14 protein-coding genes and 1 riboswitch are annotated in these 17,668 nt (G+C 73.3%); of the genes, 2 read left to right on the top strand and 12 right to left on the bottom strand.

The features are described from left to right. A partial coding sequence (locus tag ABD944_RS04080; RefSeq protein ID WP_345172490.1) for an FGGY-family carbohydrate kinase occupies positions 1-284 on the top strand: 284 nt, incomplete at its 5' end. Positions 285-395: 111 nt separating this feature from the next. After that, entirely contained in the window at positions 396-2,060 is a 1,665-nt protein-coding gene (locus tag ABD944_RS04075) for a glycerol-3-phosphate dehydrogenase/oxidase (protein WP_345172488.1), read from the top strand. 36 nt (positions 2,061-2,096) lie between these two features. On the opposite strand, the gene ABD944_RS04070 is transcribed toward ABD944_RS04075, so the two are convergent. The 12 genes from ABD944_RS04070 to ABD944_RS04015 form a co-directional block, all read right to left on the bottom strand. After that, positions 2,097-2,903: an HTD2 family dehydratase gene (locus tag ABD944_RS04070; protein ID WP_345172486.1), complete on the bottom strand. Its 807-nt coding sequence runs from the start codon at positions 2,901-2,903 to the stop codon at positions 2,097-2,099. 19 nt (positions 2,904-2,922) lie between these two features. Then, positions 2,923-3,900, bottom strand: coding sequence for an SDR family NAD(P)-dependent oxidoreductase (locus ABD944_RS04065; RefSeq protein ID WP_345172484.1), 978 nt, complete (start codon positions 3,898-3,900; stop codon positions 2,923-2,925). A 34-nt stretch (positions 3,901-3,934) separates the two neighbouring features. Beyond that, positions 3,935-5,101 (bottom strand): NADH:flavin oxidoreductase, encoded by a 1,167-nt coding sequence (locus ABD944_RS04060; protein WP_345172482.1) that lies wholly within the window; start codon positions 5,099-5,101, stop codon positions 3,935-3,937. 22 nt (positions 5,102-5,123) lie between these two features. Continuing rightward, positions 5,124-6,281, bottom strand: a complete 1,158-nt coding sequence (locus tag ABD944_RS04055; protein ID WP_345172480.1) for an acetyl-CoA C-acetyltransferase — start codon at positions 6,279-6,281, stop codon at positions 5,124-5,126. A 24-nt stretch (positions 6,282-6,305) separates the two neighbouring features. Then, positions 6,306-6,923 carry a TetR-type transcription factor C-terminal domain-containing protein gene (locus ABD944_RS04050; protein WP_345172478.1) on the bottom strand — a complete coding sequence of 206 codons (618 nt, stop codon included), beginning with the start codon at positions 6,921-6,923 and terminating at the stop codon, positions 6,306-6,308. A gap of 25 nt (positions 6,924-6,948) precedes the next feature. Beyond that, a complete protein-coding gene (locus tag ABD944_RS04045) occupies positions 6,949-7,728 on the bottom strand; it encodes an SDR family oxidoreductase (RefSeq protein ID WP_345172476.1) in 780 nt (259 codons plus the stop codon). Beyond that, the gene (locus ABD944_RS04040) at positions 7,725-8,957 is read right to left on the bottom strand and encodes an acyl-CoA dehydrogenase family protein (RefSeq protein WP_345172474.1); all 1,233 of its coding nucleotides are present in this window, start codon (positions 8,955-8,957) and stop codon (positions 7,725-7,727) included. The genes ABD944_RS04045 and ABD944_RS04040 overlap by 4 nt, the downstream gene beginning before the upstream one ends. 24 nt (positions 8,958-8,981) lie before the next feature. Further along, positions 8,982-10,253, bottom strand: a complete 1,272-nt coding sequence (locus ABD944_RS04035) for a glycosyltransferase (RefSeq protein ID WP_345172472.1) — start codon at positions 10,251-10,253, stop codon at positions 8,982-8,984. Next, positions 10,250-13,126 (bottom strand): bifunctional glycosyltransferase/CDP-glycerol:glycerophosphate glycerophosphotransferase, encoded by a 2,877-nt coding sequence (locus ABD944_RS04030; protein WP_345172470.1) that lies wholly within the window; start codon positions 13,124-13,126, stop codon positions 10,250-10,252. Before ABD944_RS04030 ends, ABD944_RS04035 begins: the two co-directional genes overlap by 4 nt. A 205-nt stretch (positions 13,127-13,331) precedes the next feature. After that, complete coding sequence (locus ABD944_RS04025; protein WP_345172468.1) at positions 13,332-14,099, bottom strand: CHAP domain-containing protein; 768 nt, start codon at positions 14,097-14,099, stop codon at positions 13,332-13,334. 12 nt (positions 14,100-14,111) lie between these two features. Next, positions 14,112-14,264, bottom strand: a riboswitch (cyclic di-AMP (ydaO/yuaA leader). A gap of 468 nt (positions 14,265-14,732) precedes the next feature. Further along, entirely contained in the window at positions 14,733-16,625 is a 1,893-nt protein-coding gene (locus ABD944_RS04020) for a PP2C family protein-serine/threonine phosphatase (protein WP_345172466.1), read from the bottom strand. A gap of 184 nt (positions 16,626-16,809) precedes the next feature. Further along, on the bottom strand, positions 16,810-17,571 hold the full coding sequence (locus tag ABD944_RS04015) for a hypothetical protein (protein WP_345172464.1): 762 nt from the start codon (positions 17,569-17,571) through the stop codon (positions 16,810-16,812). Positions 17,572-17,668 lie beyond the last annotated feature (97 nt).

Raw genomic sequence — 17,668 nt, 5'->3', positions numbered from 1 at the left:
TCGACGGCGGCGTCACCGCCAACGAACTGTGCATGCAACTGCAGGCCGACATCCTCGGCGTCCCGGTCTCCCGCCCCGTCGTCGCCGAGACCACCGCCCTGGGCGCCGCCTACGCCGCCGGCCTGGCCGTCGGATTCTGGACCACCACCGACGAACTCCGCCAGAACTGGAACGAGGACAAACGCTGGCAGCCCACCTGGAACGACGACCAACGCCACCAGGGCTACGCAGGCTGGAAGAAGGCCGTCGACCGGACTCTCGACTGGGTCGACCTGAGTGACTGAGCGCGCCTTCGCCGGGGTGCGGGGGGTTGTTGGCCCGGAGTCCTTCCGGGCGACGGCCCGCCGCAACCCGGCCGCACGACACTGGTTCCGACCTCTCTCCGGGAGCATGCGGTGACATCTGTAGCCCTCGGCCCCCAGTACCGCGAGGACACCCTGCGCGGCCTGGCGGAGACCGAGTTCGACGTCGTGGTCGTCGGCGGCGGCGTCGTCGGCGCCGGCGCGGCGCTCGACGCGATCTCGCGGGGCCTGTCCGTCGCCCTCGTGGAGGCGCGGGACTGGGCGGCCGGCACGTCCAGCCGGTCCAGCAAACTGATCCACGGCGGGCTGCGCTACCTCGAACAGCGCGACTTCGGGCTGGTCAGGGAGGCACTGCGGGAGCGCGGCCTGCTCCTGCAGCGGCTCGCCCCGCACCTGGTGCGGCCCGTCCGGTTCCTCTACCCGCTGCGCAACCGGGTCTGGGAGCGGGCGTACGTCAGCGCGGGCGTGACCCTGTACGACACGATGGGCGGCGCGCGCTCGCTGCCCCGGCACCGCCAGCTCACGCGGCGGGCCGCGCTGCGGGAGGCCCCCGCCCTGCGCTCGGACGCGCTGGTCGGGGCCGTCCAGTACTACGACGCGCAGGTCGACGACGCCCGCTACACGATGATGGTCGCCCGCACCGCCGCGCAGTACGGCGCCAGCGTGGCCACCCGCGCGGAGGCGACGGGGTTCCTGCGCGAGGGCGAGCGGGTGACCGGCGTCCGCGTCCTGGACCTGGAGGGCGACCGGGAGATCGCCGTGCGGGCCCGGCGCGTGGTGTGCGCGACCGGGGTGTGGACGGACGGCGCGCAGGCGATGACCGGGTCCCGGGCGGCGTTCGCCGTGCGGGCGTCGAAGGGCGTCCACCTGGTCGTGCCGCGCGACCGGATCCCGATGGGCACCGGGTTGATCACGCGGACCTCCAGGAGCGTCCTGTTCATCATCCCGTGGGGGCGGCACTGGCTCGTCGGCACCACCGACACCCCGCACGCCGACGGCCCCGACGAGCCCGTCGCCGACCACACCGACATCGGCTACCTCCTCGACCAGGCGAACTCCGTCCTGCGGACGCCGCTCACGCACGACGACATCGAGGGCGTCTACGCGGGGCTGCGGCCGCTGCTGTCCGGCGAGATGGACGACACCACGCGGCTCTCCCGCGAGCACGCCGTCGCCGAGCCGGTGCCCGGCCTCGTCGTCGTGACCGGCGGGAAGTTCACCACCTACCGCGTGATGGCGCGGGACGCGGTCGACGTCGTCGCCGAGGGCCTCGACGACTCCGTCCCCGCGTCGGTCACCGGCCGGCTGCCGATCCTCGGCGCCACCGGATACGAGGTGCTGTGGAACGAGCGGCGCCGGCTCGCCGCCGAGTCCGGCCTGCACGTCGCGCGGATCGAGCACTTGCTGCACCGGTACGGGTCGTGCGCCCGGGAGGTGCTGGCCATGGTCGCCGACGACCCGGCGCTCGGCGCCCCCATCCCCGGGGCCGGCGACTACCTGTGCGCCGAGGCCGTCTACGCGGTGACGCACGAGGGCGCGCTGCACCTGGAGGACGTCCTGGCGCGGCGGCTCCGCGTCTCGATCGAGGAGTGGGACGGCGGCGCGGCCGCGGCGTCCCGCGTCGCCGAGCTCGTCGCGCCCTGGCTCGGCTGGGACGACGAGCGCGTCAGCGGCGAGGTCAAGCGGTACGTGCAGCAGATCGCGGCGGAGCGCCGCGGCGGCCCGGCCCTGCGGGAGGCGCCCGTCACCGCCGCCTGACGGAGATCGGCGCCGGTCGGGGGAGACCGGCGCCGCTCACGCGAAGGTGGCGGTCATCGCCGTGGCGTCGCCCGGGGCGTGGATCGAGAGGGTCCCGTCCGGGGACCCGGCCGCCACGAACGGCTGCCCCGCGTGGACGGGCCTGCGGGCGCGGAACGACAGTTCGCGTACCTTCAGGCCCGCCCGGCGCGGCAGCTCCAGGCAGAGGATCGCGAGCAGCGGGCCGTGGACGACGAGCCCGGCGTGCCCCTCCACCCCGGTCGCGTACGCCTCGTCGTAGTGGATGCGATGGGCGTTGTAGGTGAGGGCGCTGAACCGGAACAGCATGACCGGGTCGGCGGTCGTGCTCAGCGTCCACGGCGCGTCCACGGCCGGCGCCTCGAACCGCGGCGGCTCCGGACGGGACGCCGCGCCGCCGCTGCGGTAGACGAGGTCCTGCTCCTCGACCGCGATCTCGGTGCCGTCCCGCAGGAACCTGTGCCGGACGGTCACGAACAGCATCTCCCCGCTGCGGCCCCGCTTCACCGCGGTGGAGGCGAGCTCCGTCCGGCGCGTGACGGCGTCCCCGGCGCGCAGGGGATCGTGGATCCGGAACCGCCCGCCGGCGAACATGCGGCGCCGCTCGGGGATCGGCGGTAGGAACCGGCCCTCGCGAGGATGCCCGTCCGGTCCCAGGTCCCGCTGCGCGGGCCGTTCCAGGAAGTGCAGCCAGTGCCAGAGGGGCGGCAGCTCCTCCCCCGGCGGCTCGACGTCGAGCAGCCCGGCCAGCGCCTCCGACGGCCCTGCGCCGACGACCTCGGTCGTCTCCTCCGGTTCCGGGGCCCACCCCGCGATGTCGATCACGGGCCCATCGTCGCAGGCGCTACGCGAACGCGTTCACCCCGGTCAGCTCCGCCGACAGCTCCCACAGCCGCTCGGCCTGCGCCGGATCGGTCGCGTAGGAGCGCACCCCGCTGGAGGGCGCGCCGACGCGGCCGCGGCGCGCGGGGTCGCCCTCGGGGGCCCGCTCGGCGACGTCGCAGTCCTCGCAGTACACGCCGCCCATGCCGGCCAGCCGCGGGGACGTGGCCGCCCACACCGCCGTCGCCGCGCCCTGCTCCGGCGTCTTGAACCCCTGGGCGATCTCGTTCCCGTCCTCGTCGACCCAGCCGTTCGCCACCTTCTCCTCCAGGGGGATGTGGCGCTGGAGGGGCGTCAGGATGCTCCCCGGATGGAGCGAGAAGGCCCGTACGGCGTCCTTGGCGAGCGCGTCCAGGTGGACGGCGAACAGCACGTTGGCCGTCTTCGCCTGCCCGTACGCCTCCCATTTGTCGTAGCCGCGCTCGAACTGCACGTCGTCCCACCGGATCGGGGAGAAGTGGTGCCCGCGCGACGAGACCGCGACCACCCGGGCCCCCGGCCCGACGGCCGGCCACAGGCGGTTCACCAGCGCGAAGTGCCCGAGGTGGTTGGTGGCGAACTGCGCCTCCCAGCCGGGCCCGACGCGCGTCTCCGGGCAGGCCATGACCGCCGCGTTGTTGATCAGGATGTCGATGCCGCGGCCGGACGCGAGGAACCGCTCCGCGAACCCGCGCACGCTCTCCAGGTCGGCCAGGTCCAGTTCGTCCACCTCGACGCCGTCGATGCCGCCGACGGCCTCCTTCGCCGCCTCCGGGCGCCGCGCGGGGACCACCACCTGCGCCCCCGCGCCCGCCAGCGCCCGCGTCGTCTCCAGGCCGAGGCCCGAGTACCCGCCGGTGACGACGGCGAGCCTCCCCGTGAGGTCGATGCCCGCGAGGACGTCCCTCGCCGTGCTCTCGAAACCGAACCCCGATCCGATCGTGTGCTGTGGAGTGGTCATGCCCCGAACGCTACGAGCTGGAGCGCGCTCCAGGTCAATCCGGCGCCGGGACGAGCGGGCAGTGCGTGCCCCGGTAGACCGTCGGGACGCAGCGGTTGCAGTGGACGCACAGGGAGGGCGTGGACGGGTCGGCGGCGATCCGGTTCACGAGGTCGGGTTCGCGGAGGAGGGCGCGGGCCATGGCGACGAACTCGAAGCCCTCCGCCATCGCGGTGTCCATGCTCGCGCGGTCGGTGATGCCGCCGAGCAGGATCAGGGGCAGGTCGAGCTCGGCGCGGAACCTGCGCGCGTGCTCCAGCAGGTAGGCGTCCTGGTAGGGGTAGGAGCGCAGGAACCGATTGCCGAACATCCGCAGGCCGATCCGCATGGGCAGCTTGTAGCTGGCCGCGAACTCGGGGATGGGCATCTCCCCGCGGAACAGGTACATCGGGTTGAGCAGCGAGCTGCCGGCGGTCAGCTCCAGCGCGTCGACGGTGCCCTCCTCCTGGAGCCGGCGGGCGACGTGGAGGCTGTCGTCGATCTCCAGGCCGCCGCGCACGCCGTCGCGCATGTTGAGCTTGGCGGTGATCGCGATGCGGTCGCCGACCTCGTCCCGGACGGCGCGGGCGATGCCGAGCGCGACCTTGGCCCGGTTCTCGATCGGCCCGCCGTAGCCGTCCTTGCGGCGGTTGAGGCGGGGGCTGAGGAACGCGCTGGCCAGGTAGTTGTGCCCGAGGTGGATCTCGACCGCGTCGAAGCCGGACTCGATCGCCAGCCGCGCGGCCTCGGCGTGGGCGCGGGTGATGCGCTCGATGTCCTCCGCCTTGGCGACCTTGGTGAAGGCCATGCCGAGCGGGTTGAAGAACCGCCCGGCCGAGACGGCGGGCCGCCCGTTGGAGCTGGCGTCGGCGACCGGGCCGGCGTGCCCGAGCTGCGCGGACGCGGCGGCGCCCTCCGCGTGGACGGCGTCGGTGAGGCGCCGCAGCCCGGGGACGGCCTCCGGTCGCATCCAGATCTGCCGCCGCTCGGTCCGCCCCTCGGGCGCGACCGCGCAGTAGGCGACGGTGGTCATGCCCACTCCCCCGGCGGCCGGCCGCCGGTGGTACTCGATCAGGTCGTCGGTGACCAGCGCCTCGGGCGTCATCCCCTCGGACGTGGCCGCCTTGATCACACGGTTCCGCAGCGTCAGCGGCCCGAGCCGCGCCGGTTCGAAGACCTCCACGATCCGCCTCCTCGCCCCTGGGCTAGCCGAGCCGCTCGATGATGGTGACGTTGGCCTGGCCGCCGCCTTCGCACATGGTCTGGAGGCCGTAGCGGCCGCCGGTGCGGTCGAGCTCGTGCAGGAGGGTGGTCATCAGGCGGGCGCCGGTGGCGCCGAGGGGGTGGCCGAGGGCGATGGCGCCGCCGTTGGGGTTGGTCGTCGCCGGGTCGGCGCCGGTCTCCTTGAGCCAGGCGAGGACGACGGAGGCGAACGCCTCGTTGATCTCGACGGCATCGATCTCGCCGATCGTCATCCCGGTCTTCTTCAGCGCGTACGCGGTGGCGGGGATGGGCGCGGACAGCATCCGGATGGGGTCCTCCCCGCGCGCGGACAGGTGGTGGACGCGGGCGCGCGGGGTGAGGCCGTGGTCCTTCACGGCCTGCTCGGAGGCGATGAGCAGCGCGGCCGCGCCGTCGGAGATCTGCGACGAGACGGCCGCGGTGAGGCGGCCGCCCTCCACCAGGGTCTTCAGGCCCGCCATCTTCTCCAGGGTGGTGTCGCGGCGCGGGCCCTCGTCGGTGGTGACGCCCTCCCAGGCGACGGTCTCGCGCTCGAACCGGCCCTCGTCGATGGCGCGGATGGCGCGCTGGTGCGACTCGTAGGCGAACGCCTCCATCTCCTCGCGGGAGATGTCCCAGTCGCGGGCGATCATCTCGGCGCCGTTGAACTGCGACACCTCGGTGTCGCCGTAGCGGCGCGCCCAGCCCGCCGAGCCCGCGAAGGGGCCCTCGGTGAAGCCGAGCGGCGCCGCGGCGGTCATCGCCGAGCCGATCGGGATCTGCGACATGTTCTGCACGCCGCCCGCGACGACCAGGTCCGACGTCCCGGACAGGACGGCCTGCGCCGCGAAGTGCACGGCCTGCTGGGAGGAGCCGCACTGCCGGTCGACCGTGACGCCGGGGACCTCCTCGGGGAGCCCGGCGGCCAGCCAGCAGGTGCGGGCGATGTCGCCGGCCTGCGGGCCGAGGGTGTCGACGCAGCCGAACACGACGTCCTCGACGGCGGCCGGGTCGATCTTCGTCCGGTCCATGAGGGCGGTCAGCACGTGCGCGCCGAGGTCGGCGGGGTGCACTCCGGCGAGCCCGCCGTTGCGGCGCCCGACCGGGGCGCGGACCGCGTCGACGATGTAAGCCTCGGCCATGGGGGGTGTCTCCTTCGTACGGGCCTAGCTCGCCTGGATCCCTTCGAGGAACATGGCGAGGTACTGCTTGGCGATGTCGTCGGCGGACAGCCGCCCGCCGTGCTGGTACCAGTTGGCCGCGACCCAGACGGTGTCGCGGATGAAGCGGTAGATGAGGGTCCGGTCGAGGTCGGCGCGGAACGCGCCCTCCTTGACGCCGCGGTCCAGCAGGGACAGCCACATCTCCTCGAACCGCCGCTGGGAGTCCAGGAGGTAGTGGAACCGCTCGCTGGTCGCGAGGTGCTTGGACTCGTTCTGGTAGAGGACGACCGCGGGACGGTGCCTGTCGATCGAGCGGAACGACTCGACGACGATGGCCTCCAGGGTGTCGCGCGCGCTGAGCCCGGCCTCCAGGACGCGGTCGTAGGCGGCCCACATGTCGTCCAGGAAGGTCGACAGGATCTCGTCGGCCATCGACTCCTTGGAGTCGAAGTGGTAGTAGAGGCTGCCGCCGAGGATCCCGGCGGCGTCGGCCACCTTCCGGACGGTGGTGGCGGAGTAGCCCTGGGAGGCGAACACCTCGGCGGCCGTGGCGAGCAGCTCGGCCCGCCGCCCCGCGCGGGCGGCGGCGGTGCCCTCGGCGTCGCGCCGTCGTGGACTCATGCGCAGTTCCTCATGTACCGGTGTCCTAAGCGTGCTGGGAGGAGACGGAGACGACCTCGCCCGTCATGTACGACGAGTAGTCGCTGGCCAGGAAGACGATAACGTTGGCCACCTCCCACGGCTCGGCGTAGCGGCCGAACGCCTCCCGGCGCGTCAGCTCCTCCAGCAGCTCCTCCGACGTCACCTTGACCAGGTGCGGGTGCATGGCCAGGGACGGGGAGACGGCGTTGACCCGGACGCCGAAGTCGGCCGCCTCCAGCGCGGAGCAGCGGGTGAGCGCCATGACCCCCGCCTTGGCTGCGGCGTAGTGCGCCTGCCCCTTCTGCGCCCGCCAGCCGATCACCGAGGCGTTGTTGACGACGACGCCGGAGCCCTGGTCGCGCATGAGGCGCAGGGCGGCGCGGGTGCAGCGCATCGTGCCGGTGAGGGTGATGTCGAGGACGCGGCCCCACTGCTCGTCGGTCATGTCGACGAGGTCCGCCGTCCCGCCGAGCCCGGCGTTGTTCACCGCGACGTCGATGCGGCCGAACCGCTCCACGGCCCGGCCGTAGAGGGCCTGGACCTGCTCCTCGGAGGTGACGTCGCAGGGCAGCGCGTCGACCCGGTCGGAGCCGAACTCCTTCTCCAGCTCCGCCGCGGTCGCGGCGAGCCGCCGCTCGTGCGCGTCGGAGACCAGGACGCGGGCGCCCTCCTCCAGGCAGCGGCGGGCGGTGGCGCCGCCGATGCCGGCCCCCGCCGCCGCGGTGATCACGACGGCGCGGCCGGCGAGCAGGCCGTGCCCGGGGACGTAGGGGGGCGGGGTCATCCGCGTGCCTTCCTGTCGGCGGCCGGTTCACGGGGCAGGCCGAGCACGCGCTCGGCGATGATGTTGCGCTGGATCTCGTTCGACCCGGCGTAGATCGTGTCGGAGCGGGAGAACAGGAACAGCCGCTGCCAGTCGTTCAGGTCGTAGGGCTGCGCGGTCCCGCCGTCCGGACCGGTGCCCGGCGCCCCGTCGGCGACGAGGCCGGCGGCGCCGAGGACGTCCATGGCCAGCTCGCCGAGCTCGCGGTGCCAGGTGCCCCAGACGAGCTTGGAGATCGACGACTCGGGGCCGGGCGCGCCCGACGCGACGCCCGCCATGGTGCGCACCGCGTTCAGCCGCATGATCTCCAGGCCCATGTAGGACCGGGTCAGCCGGTCGCGCAGCAGGGGGTCGTCGATGGCGCCGGTGCGGCGGGCGAGGTCGGCGACGCCCTCGAACTCGCGCCGGAACCCGACCTGCTGGCCGAGCGTCGCGACGCCGCGCTCGAACCCGAGCGTCGCCATCGCGATCTTCCAGCCCTCGCCGGGCTCCCCGACGATGTTGCCCGCGTCGGTGCGGGCGCCGTCGAAGAACACCTCGTTGAACTCGGAGGTGCCGGTGAGCTGGACGATCGGCCGGATGTCCACGCCGTCCTGGCGCATGGGGACGAGCAGGTACGACAGGCCCCTGTGGCGCGACGACCCCGGCTCGGTGCGGCACACGACGAAGCACCAGTCGGCTTCGAGGGCCAGCGACGTCCACACCTTCTGCCCGTCGACCAGCCAGTGGTCCCCGGCGAGCTCGGCGCGGGTCTGCACGTTGGCGAGGTCGGAGCCCGCGTTCGGCTCGGAGTAGCCCTGGCACCACAGCTCCCGCGCCGCCACGATCGGCGGCAGGAAGCGGGCGCGCTGCTCGTCGGTGCCGAAGGCGATGATCGTGGGACCGAGCAGGTTCTCGCCGATGTGGTTGACCCGGGCGGGCCCGTCGGCGAGCGCGTACTCCTCGTGGAAGATCACCTGCTGCTCGACGGTGGCGCCGCGGCCGCCGTACTCGCGGGGCCAGCCGACGCAGGTCCAGCCGGCGGCGGCCATGTGACGCTCCCAGGCCAGCCGCTCCTCGAAGGCCTCGTGCTCGCGGCCGGGGCCGCCGAGCCCGCGGGCGTGCGCGAACTCGCCCGACAGGTTGCCCTGGAGCCAGTCGCGGACCTCGGCGCGGAAGGCCCGGTCCGCGGGGGACTCGTTCTGCTTCACGCCAGGGACTCTACCAAACAGTTGTTAGAAAGAATCCCCCAGGGCGGGTTCCGCCTCCAGAGCGGCGACCGGCCGCTCGGCGAGGGGCGCGGCGGAGGCCGCGGCCCGGGGCGGCGCGAGAACCGGCGCGGCGGCCGCACGCCCGCGGTGGAGCAGGTCGAACAGGCGGTCCCACCGGGCGAGGACGGCGTCCGGCCCGAACCGCGACACCGACACGCGGGCGCGGGCCCCGAGCGCGCGGCGCAGCTCGGGTTCCTCGATGAGCCGGCCGAGCGCGGCGGCGAACGCGGTGACGTCGCCCGGCGGGGCCAGCAGCCCGTCCCGGCCGTCCTCGACCAGCGCCCGGACGCCCGGCGCGCAGTCGAACGCCACCGTGGGCAGCCCGTACGCCATGGCCTCCAGCACCGACATCGGGAAGCCCTCGGCCCGCGAGGGCAGCGCGAACACCGACGCCTCGACGAGCGCCTCCTCGACCTCGCAGACCACGCCCCGGAACTCGACGGAGCCGGACAGCCCGGCGGCGTCCGCCCGCGCCCGCAGGTCCTCCTCGTCCGGACCGCCGCCGTAGACGTGCAGCCGCCAGCCCGGATGCCGTCCGGCGACGCGCTCCCACACCTCCAGCAGCAGGTCCACGCCCTTCTCGTAGGCCAGGCGGCCGACGCAGGCGACGACCGGCAGGTCGAGCGTGGGATGCACGCCGGGCGTGACGTGCAGCGCGTTCGGGATGTGGTCCACGTTGGTCATGCCGTCCCTGGCCCAGGCATCGGCGTCCTCGGCGGTGAGCACCAGCATCCGGTCCGCGCGGGCGTAGAGATCCTTGACCCGCCGGTACCGCGACGACCTCCGGGTCGCCTGGTAGGACTCGTGGCTCATGCCCACGACGCGCAGCCCGGAGGTGTCGGCGAGCCGCACCCACTCCATCGCCCACACCTGCGCCACGATGACGACCGCCCCCGGCCGCGCGGCGGCGAACAGCTCCGACAGGCGCGCCGCGCCGCGCCGCTGGGCGGCCGTCCGCCACAGGTCCCGGGCCCGAGCCGCCGGGTCGAGCCGCTGCAGCGCCTTGCGCGGGCGCCAGGCCATGGCGGGCGGGCCCCACTCCCCGTGCAGCACCTCGACGGCGTAGGAGCCGTCGCGGCCGTGGTGGTACGGCTCCGGCCCCCGCGTGATCCCGACGAGGGTGACGCGGTCGCCGCGCCCGGCCAGCAGCCGCGCCATGTGGTGCGCCCACCGCTGGAGGCCGCCCATCTCGTCGGCGTTGTTGCACACGATGAAGACGTCACGCGGCGCGGTCATGGCGTTTCCCTCCTGCTCGGCGCGGCGGGGAAGTAGCGGTCCACCACCGTCTTCGCGGCGGTGCCGCGTTCGTGCTCGCCGAAGCGCGCGGCGAACGCGCGGCGCCGCCCGGCGTGCTCGGCCCCGGCCGCGTCCAGGCCGGCGAGCGCGGCGACGAGTTCGTCCTCGGTGCGGGTGATCGGCCCCGGAGCGTGCCGCTCCAGGTCGAAGTAGCCGGTGGCGAGGTCCCTGCCCTCCGGGAGGTGCAGCACGATCGGCCGGTCGAGCAGCGCGAAGTCGAACATGATCGAGGAGTGGTCGGTGACGAGGGCGTCCGCCAGCAGCAGGAGCGGCGTCACGTCGGGAACCGCGCCGACGTCCCGCATGACGGCGCGGGCGCCCGGCGGGACGTTCGCCCGGCACAGGTAGTGGGGCCGGACGAGCAGGACGCACTCCTCCCCCAGCTCTCGCGCGAAGACCCCCGGATCCACAGGCGGGTCGAGGAGCCGGACGGGACGCCCCTTCGGCCCGGTGACGTACGTGGGCGCGTACAGGACTGCCCGGCGCCCGTCGTCCAGGCCGAGCGACTCGCGCAGGGCCGCGACCTCGGCGGCCAGCTCCGGGTCGCCGTCCACCCCGTTGACCAGGGGGTCGTTGCGGGGATACCCCACCGGGAGCAGCTCGGAGCGCACGCCGAGGCCGCTGCAGAGCGTCTCGGTGTCGTGCCCGGAGCGCACCAGGAAGCAGTCGAAGCGCTCCACCATCCGCCGCAGCCGCTCCTGGTCGCCCGCGGGCCCCGACTTCATCCGCGGCTGGTCCAGCCCCATCAGCTTGAACGCCGACCCGTGCCAGGTCTGGATGTAGGTGGTCTCGGGACGCTTGCGCAGCCGGTCCGGGAAGCCCTGGTTGTCGATCCAGAACTGGGCCCGCGCGAGCGCCAGGTAGTACGCCCAGGACCCGCGCTTGACGAGCCGGGCGTCGTCGGGGAACCCCTTGGGGGACGAGGCGTACGACCACACGGCCGTCACCGGGCGGCCGGACCTGCGCAGTTCCCGGTAGATGTACTTGGGGTTGTCGGAGTAGTGGCGGCCGAGCTGGCTCTCGAAGACCGCCAGGCCGGCCCGGACGGGCAGCCGGCTCAGCACCCGGTTGAACACGATGATCTTGGTGTTCCGGCCGGTCAGGGTCCGGCGCACCGCCCGGCCCAGCTCCCGGAGCCGGTGCCGGGTCAGCCGTCCCGGGCGGGACAGGGCGGCGCGGCGCGCGGCGGCGCGGGTGAGCCGCGCCCACGGGCTCCCCGCCTCCAGGGCGAACGCCAGGTGCCCGCCCTCGGTGACGTAGGAGCGGAGCCGGTCCCCCGCGAACCGCGTCAGCCGCGGCCGGACGGGCAGCGAGACCCCGCCGAGCGACGGCGACCCGCGCCCCTCGCCGAGCCGGGTGACCACCTCCTCGCCGTCCACCCGGATGCGCAGCCGCACGTCCCAGACGGGGTCGATGAACCCGAGGGGGCGGATCCTGCGGGCGGGGTCGAACTCGGCGCGCCAGGTGAGCCGGTCGCCCTCGTGCCGGACGGACGCGCGGACCCGCCCCTTCCGCGAGCGGCCGCGCCGGTCGCGGAACTCCAGCGTCCCGGCCAGCTCGGCATCCCGCGGGATCCGCTCCAGCGGGTTCAGCACGTGGCCGGCCATGAGCACGCGGCCGCCGCGCGTCTCCAGCCGCGTCACGGTGTTCGCCGGGCGCAGCTCCCGGAGGGGCCGCACGTGGAACCCGAAGGACGTGACGTCTCGGACGCGGCGGCCGAGCGTGCCGCGCGGGCGACCGGCGCCCCAGTAGACCCGCCCGTCCCGCTCCACCAGGCGGGCGCGCAACTCGGGGCGCTTCACGGGGTCGTACTCGGCGGCGGCGAGCGCGCCCGCGTGATCGCCCTCGCGGATCAGGTGCGCGGCGATCGCGGGCAGCGGGTTGGCCTGCTCGAAGACCCGCGGGTCCAGCTCATCCAGGTAGGCGGCGGCCAGGTCGAGGAAGCGCGCCTGGTGGGCCGGGTCGCGGTCGCGCAGGTCGCGCAGGTACAGCACCAGGTCGTGGTTGACGAACTTGACGTCCTTGGCCCGCTGCAGGTCGTAGGCGCCGCGCAACGCGAAGAGCATGTCGATGCGGCGGTGGATCTCCAGCCGGTCGGTGAAGTTGGCCAGGTCGGCGCGCCGGTTGGAGATCGACGGCGCCCGCGTCCGCTCCTTGACCAGCCAGTTGTAGACGCGGTGCGGGATCAGGGCGGTCCGCCCCGCCTCCAGGTAGGCCTCGGCGGTGAACAGCAGGTCCTCGTAGTGCAGCCGCTCGACGAACCGCAGGCCGTGCTCCTCCAGGAAGCCGCGCCGGTAGGCCTTGTTGGTCGAGAGGGTGTCGTAGAGGAGATCGGGTCTCTCGCTCAGCGACCCGTAGACCGCGCTGTGCCGGTAGAGCCACGGGTACCAGGGGCGGATCCGCCCTTTGGCGCCCTCGGGCAGGTCGAGGAAGATCCGGTCGCAGAGCCCCGAGACCACGTCGGCGCCGGTGTCCTCGGCGGCGGCGAGGAGGTTGAGGCAGGCGTGCCGGTCCAGCAGGTCGTCGCTGTCGAGGAACATCACGTACCGGCCGGTGGACTCCTCGATCCCGGTGTTGCGGGGACGGCCGCAGCCGCCGGAGTTGGCCGGCAGGTGGACGGTCCGGACCCGCCCCGGATGGGCCGCGGCGAGCCGGTCGGCGGCCTCGCCCGTCCCGTCGGTGCTCGCGTCGTCGACGATCACCGTCTCGACGCCGCCCAGCGACTGCGCCAGCGTCGAGGCCACCGCCCGCGGAAGCCTGCGGGCGTCGTTGTAGGCGATCACCACCACGCTGACATCCGGGCGCACCGCCATGGGCATCCCCCTCCGCAGACTCCGGCGTGCTGGATTCCTTTCCAGGAACTCCGCACTGAGGTCCAAGAGGGATCAAAGGCTGTCAACGCTTAGCATTACCCACCGTCACCGGAGGGTTTGGGCACAACACCCGGAACGCCAGAAGGCGCCCGGCCTGGAGGCCGGGCGCCTTCGCGAGGCGCGCACCTTCTCGGGACGCGTCGGATCAGCGGGCGTAGTCGGGGTAGCCGTAGCCGACGACCTGCGACTTCTCGCGGACCTTCTTCTGCACCGCGTTGTCGGTGTTGCCCTCGACGGTGGTGATGCTGCCGTCGCCGTTGTCCTTGACGACGATGCCGACGTGGTCGATGTCACCGATGCCGGCCCTGGAGCCGTCCTGCCAGTCGAAGAACACCACGGCGCCCGGCCTGGCCTTGTGGCCCCAGCGGTCGGTCTGCTTGAACCAGCTGGCGTGCTGGACGGTGTAGGCGTCCCAGCCCATGTTCTTGACGCCGGTCTGGGCGCCGAGCCAGGAGACGAACATGTTGCACCACTGGGCGCCGTTGTACTCCTTGACCGAGAAGCCGCCGTCGCGCTTGGCGGTGGCCTTCGCGTGCGGAGTCGAGATGTACCACTTGTGGTACTTGGTCTGACCGCCCTTGCCCTCGTGGACGCCGACCTGCGACTCCGCGAGCTTGATCACTTCGGCGGGCTTGACCGCGTGCGGGGGGACCTTGAAGCCCTCGCGCCGCGCCTCGGCGACGGCGTTCTCGGCCTTCACCGTCTTGGCCCGGGAGGGCTGGTGAGCGGCGGTCCCCTGCTCGGAGACCACCGCCGCCTGGGCGGAGGTCTCGGCGGCCGCGCGGCCGCCGGCGAGGGGGTTGACCACCGAGAGCCCGACCGCGCCCGCCAGGACCGCGCCCACGGCGACGCCGACGGCCTTGTCCTCGGGGGTGAGGCGGTTGAGCGAAAGTCGATCGAAAAGACCGGACATGCAGGGAATCTCCTTGTCTTCCATGGCGCCTACCGGGTTAGCTGACGGATTCGGGCATGGAAGCAGCCCTACGGCGCGACTCTCGGGCGCGCCGATTCACCCCAGAAACGTGGGTCCCCGGCTCCGCTCCGGTCACCGACCGGACGGACTCGGCCTCGCACCGCGGGAGCGGTGCAGGTATACGGATGTTCTCTCTGGCAGATCTTGATGAGGGGGCGCGCGTCGATTGGCGCGCATCGCGTGCGGATACCGCTCCGCGATCCTCGGCCGCGCATGGTGCGGCCGGTGGCAACGCATGGGACGCGCTGCGTGATTCGGGATCGAAGGTACCAACCTTCTCAAGAAAAGCAAACCAGGCATAAAGTAAAGTCTTGCCTGCTCAAAGCCCTCTCAAGAGACTCCCAACACCGGGGCGGCGCCGCCTCTTCCCGATCTTTCTCGAGAGGCGCCCAACCCCTTGCCCGCCGCCCTTACCGAGCCTTCGGGAAAAGGTAAAGAAGATCGAATAGGGGGCGTCGGACGGTCTCCGCCGAGGCGGCCCGCCACCCGGCCGCCCCGCCGGGTGAGGCGCACGTCACACTAGGTGATCTTCGCTGGCCAGGCGTGCCGTCCGTCACCGCGAGGCCCGGACGGTCACTCTACGTAAAGGGCGAACAGCGTGGTGTCGTCCGCCGCCCGGTCGTGCTCCATCCGCGCCAGCACCTCGTCCAGCACCCGGTCGGGACGCGTGGAGGAGTCCCGCAGGATGTGGGTCAGGCGGACGATCCGCTCGTCCAGGTCCGCGTCCCGGCGCTCCACCAGGCCGTCGGTGTAGAGGAAGAGCATGTCGCCCGACGTGAGTCCAGTGGTGATCGTCGTGTACTCCCAGCCGGGCATGGCGCCGAGCATCGGGTCGCGGACCACCTCCAGCGGGGTCGCCCGCCCGTCCCGGACCAGGATCGGCGGCGGATGGCCCGCGCACGTCCACTCCAGGACGTGCCGGGACGGGTCGTAGTGGGCGACGATGGCGGTGCCCGTCGCCGGCGGGTCCATGCCGCCGATCAGCTCGTTCAGCCAGCCGACCAGCCGCCCCGGGCGCTCCCCCGTGCAGGCGAGACCCAGCAGGCCGTTCCGGGTGCGCGCCATCGCCGCCGCCGCCGGCAGCCCGTGCCCGGCAGCGTCCCCGATCGCGAACATCGCCCGCCCGTCCTGGAGGGCCTTGGTCGCGAACCAGTCGCCCCCGATGCGGGCCGTGCTCTCCGCCGCCATGCTGCGGATCGAGGTGCACAGGCCCGGCAGCTGCTCGACCTCGTCCTCGTCCGGCAGGATGGCCCGCCGCAGGGTCACCGCCACGCGCCGCTCCTGGGCCGTCCGCGCCTGCTGGCGCAGCATCTGCCGCCGGGTCTCGGCCAGCGCGCGCTCCACCCCGCGCCGCCGGGTGATGTCCTGCGACACGATGTTGATCGAGACGGGCAGGCCGGACTCGCCGAGCACGGGCTCGGCGAACACCCACAGATGGCGGGGCGTCCCGTCATGGCTGATCACGCGGTGCTCCGCCTCGACCGGTTCACGCCGCGAGAACATGGTCTGGACGGCCTCCTCGACCAGCGGCAGGTCGTCGTCGGCCACGACCTTCGGCAGGTCGTGCGGCATCGGCGGCACCTCGTCGGAAGACAGGCCGTAGTTGGCCAGCATCTGCGGCGTCCAGTCCGCCTCCCCGGTGGCGAGGTCCCACTCCCCGAACCCGATCAGCGCGAGCCGCTCGACCCGCTCCAGCCGCCGCGCGATACGGTCCTCGGCCAGGTGGTACCGCCATGTCACACAGATACCGGTAGGCACCCGCACGCATCGCACACTCATCCGCGACGAGCGGGACAGGCCCCGCTGAGCCGTCGAGTACTGGATCGAGGAACGTTCCAAACGCGTCCCGGACTCCAGCACCCCGACGTAGTCGTCGAACAGGCCGCTGAGCACCGCCCCCGGGTCCGTTCGCAGCAGCCGCAGTCCGGTCAGCTCCTCCCGGCCCCGCCCGAACATGTCCTTGGCGATGCCGTTGAGCTCCGCGAAAAGGAAGTCGACCACGCTGCCGTCCGGCCCCCGCACCGGGACCAGGTGGGCCGCCGAGTCGAGCGCCCCCTCCAGCACCGCCGTCGCCGCCGGGTCGTCGGGTACCCTCGCGAGGATCTCCGCGTCCCCCGCGGTGTCCTCGGCCGTCACCCGGCGCAGGACGTCCTCGGCCTCCGACAGGACCGCCTGGCGCTCCGCGGGCACCTCCTCGGCGCGCGGCGCCCTCCGCCCCGCCACCACGGCCCCCACCGGCCCGGCGCCGCCGTCCTTGACCAGCAGCGACGCCGCCTCGGCCATGTCGATGTCCAGATCGCGCGCGAGCCAGATCAGGTGCTGCAGGGCCTCGCCCGGCGGGACGCCGAGACGCCGGGCCAGCACGACCCGCGCCTCCGCCAGCACGGCCCGGTCACGCGCCGCGCCCCGGAGGTCCTCCACGTCCGCGCCGGGCACCCCGGGCTGCGTGCCTTCCGCTTCCGCCAACCCCGTCCCCCGTTCGGCGTCACCTGCCCCTGGGAGAAAAAAGCTACATACGTCAGTGAGGGACTATTCGCCCATGTCCCTGCAAAGAGGCTAGATCTTTGCCCGGGTTTTCCGTTCACGCCCGAAGCCGACCACTTCCGGTGACCGTCTCAAAACGGACCCGTTCCCCGCCGTGTGACCCACGTCACACCCGCGTCACCTGCCGCGTCAGCGAGGTGATCCGCGCCGCCGCCGTCCCGAACGGAGTCCCCGCCGGATGCAGCGTCAGCACCACCACGATCTTGTCCCCCACGACCCCCGTCGTGTGCAGCACGGGCCGCCCCAGCCCCAGGTCGGGCCGCCACGCCGCCGGCCGCACATGGCACGGCTCCGACGGCGTCTCCCCGAACCCCGACCACCCCTGCTTGACGGCCCACGGCCGCTTCACCGCCCGCGGGATCCCGAACGTCTGGTCGAACCCGTCCGTCCCGCAGGGCGTCGACGCCCGCAACTGCTGGAGCACGAACTCCCGCTGCCCCTCCGGCGCCCGTTCCAGCAGGTACCGGTACATCCGCACCACGTCCCGCGCACTGAGCGCCGTGTACCCCCAGAACCCGGGCTTCTCCGCGGGCGGCGGCGCGGTGTCCTCCAGCCCCATCTTCCGCACCATGCGCTCGATGATCTGCTTCCGCCCGCCCCGCCGCCAGAACTCCGTGGCGGCCCCGTCGTCACTGGACCGCAGCATCGGCACCAGCAGCCGCCGATCGGCCGCCGACACCTCATGCCGATCCATGTAGTCCAGCGCGATGAGGACCTTCACCACCGAGGCCGACCGGAACGTCCGCCGCGTCGCCCGCGCGACCACCACCCGCCCGGCGGCCCGGTCGAACACCTCGTACGAGGCCCGCACACCAACCGGCACCCGCACGACCGGCGCCTTGGACGGCGCCTCCGAAACCCGCGGCACGGACCTCTCCGGCTCAGGACTCCCGCTCACCGCCCGAGCCCCTCCACCGTCCCCGCACCCGCACACCAGCCCCAGGCCCAAGACCCCGGCCAGCACC

This window comes from Actinomadura verrucosospora (assembly GCF_039540335.1).
GTDB lineage: Bacteria > Actinomycetota > Actinomycetes > Streptosporangiales > Streptosporangiaceae > Spirillospora > Spirillospora verrucosospora.
The sequence above is the reverse complement of the archived record's forward strand: the minus strand, read 5'-3'. Positions and strand labels throughout refer to the sequence as shown.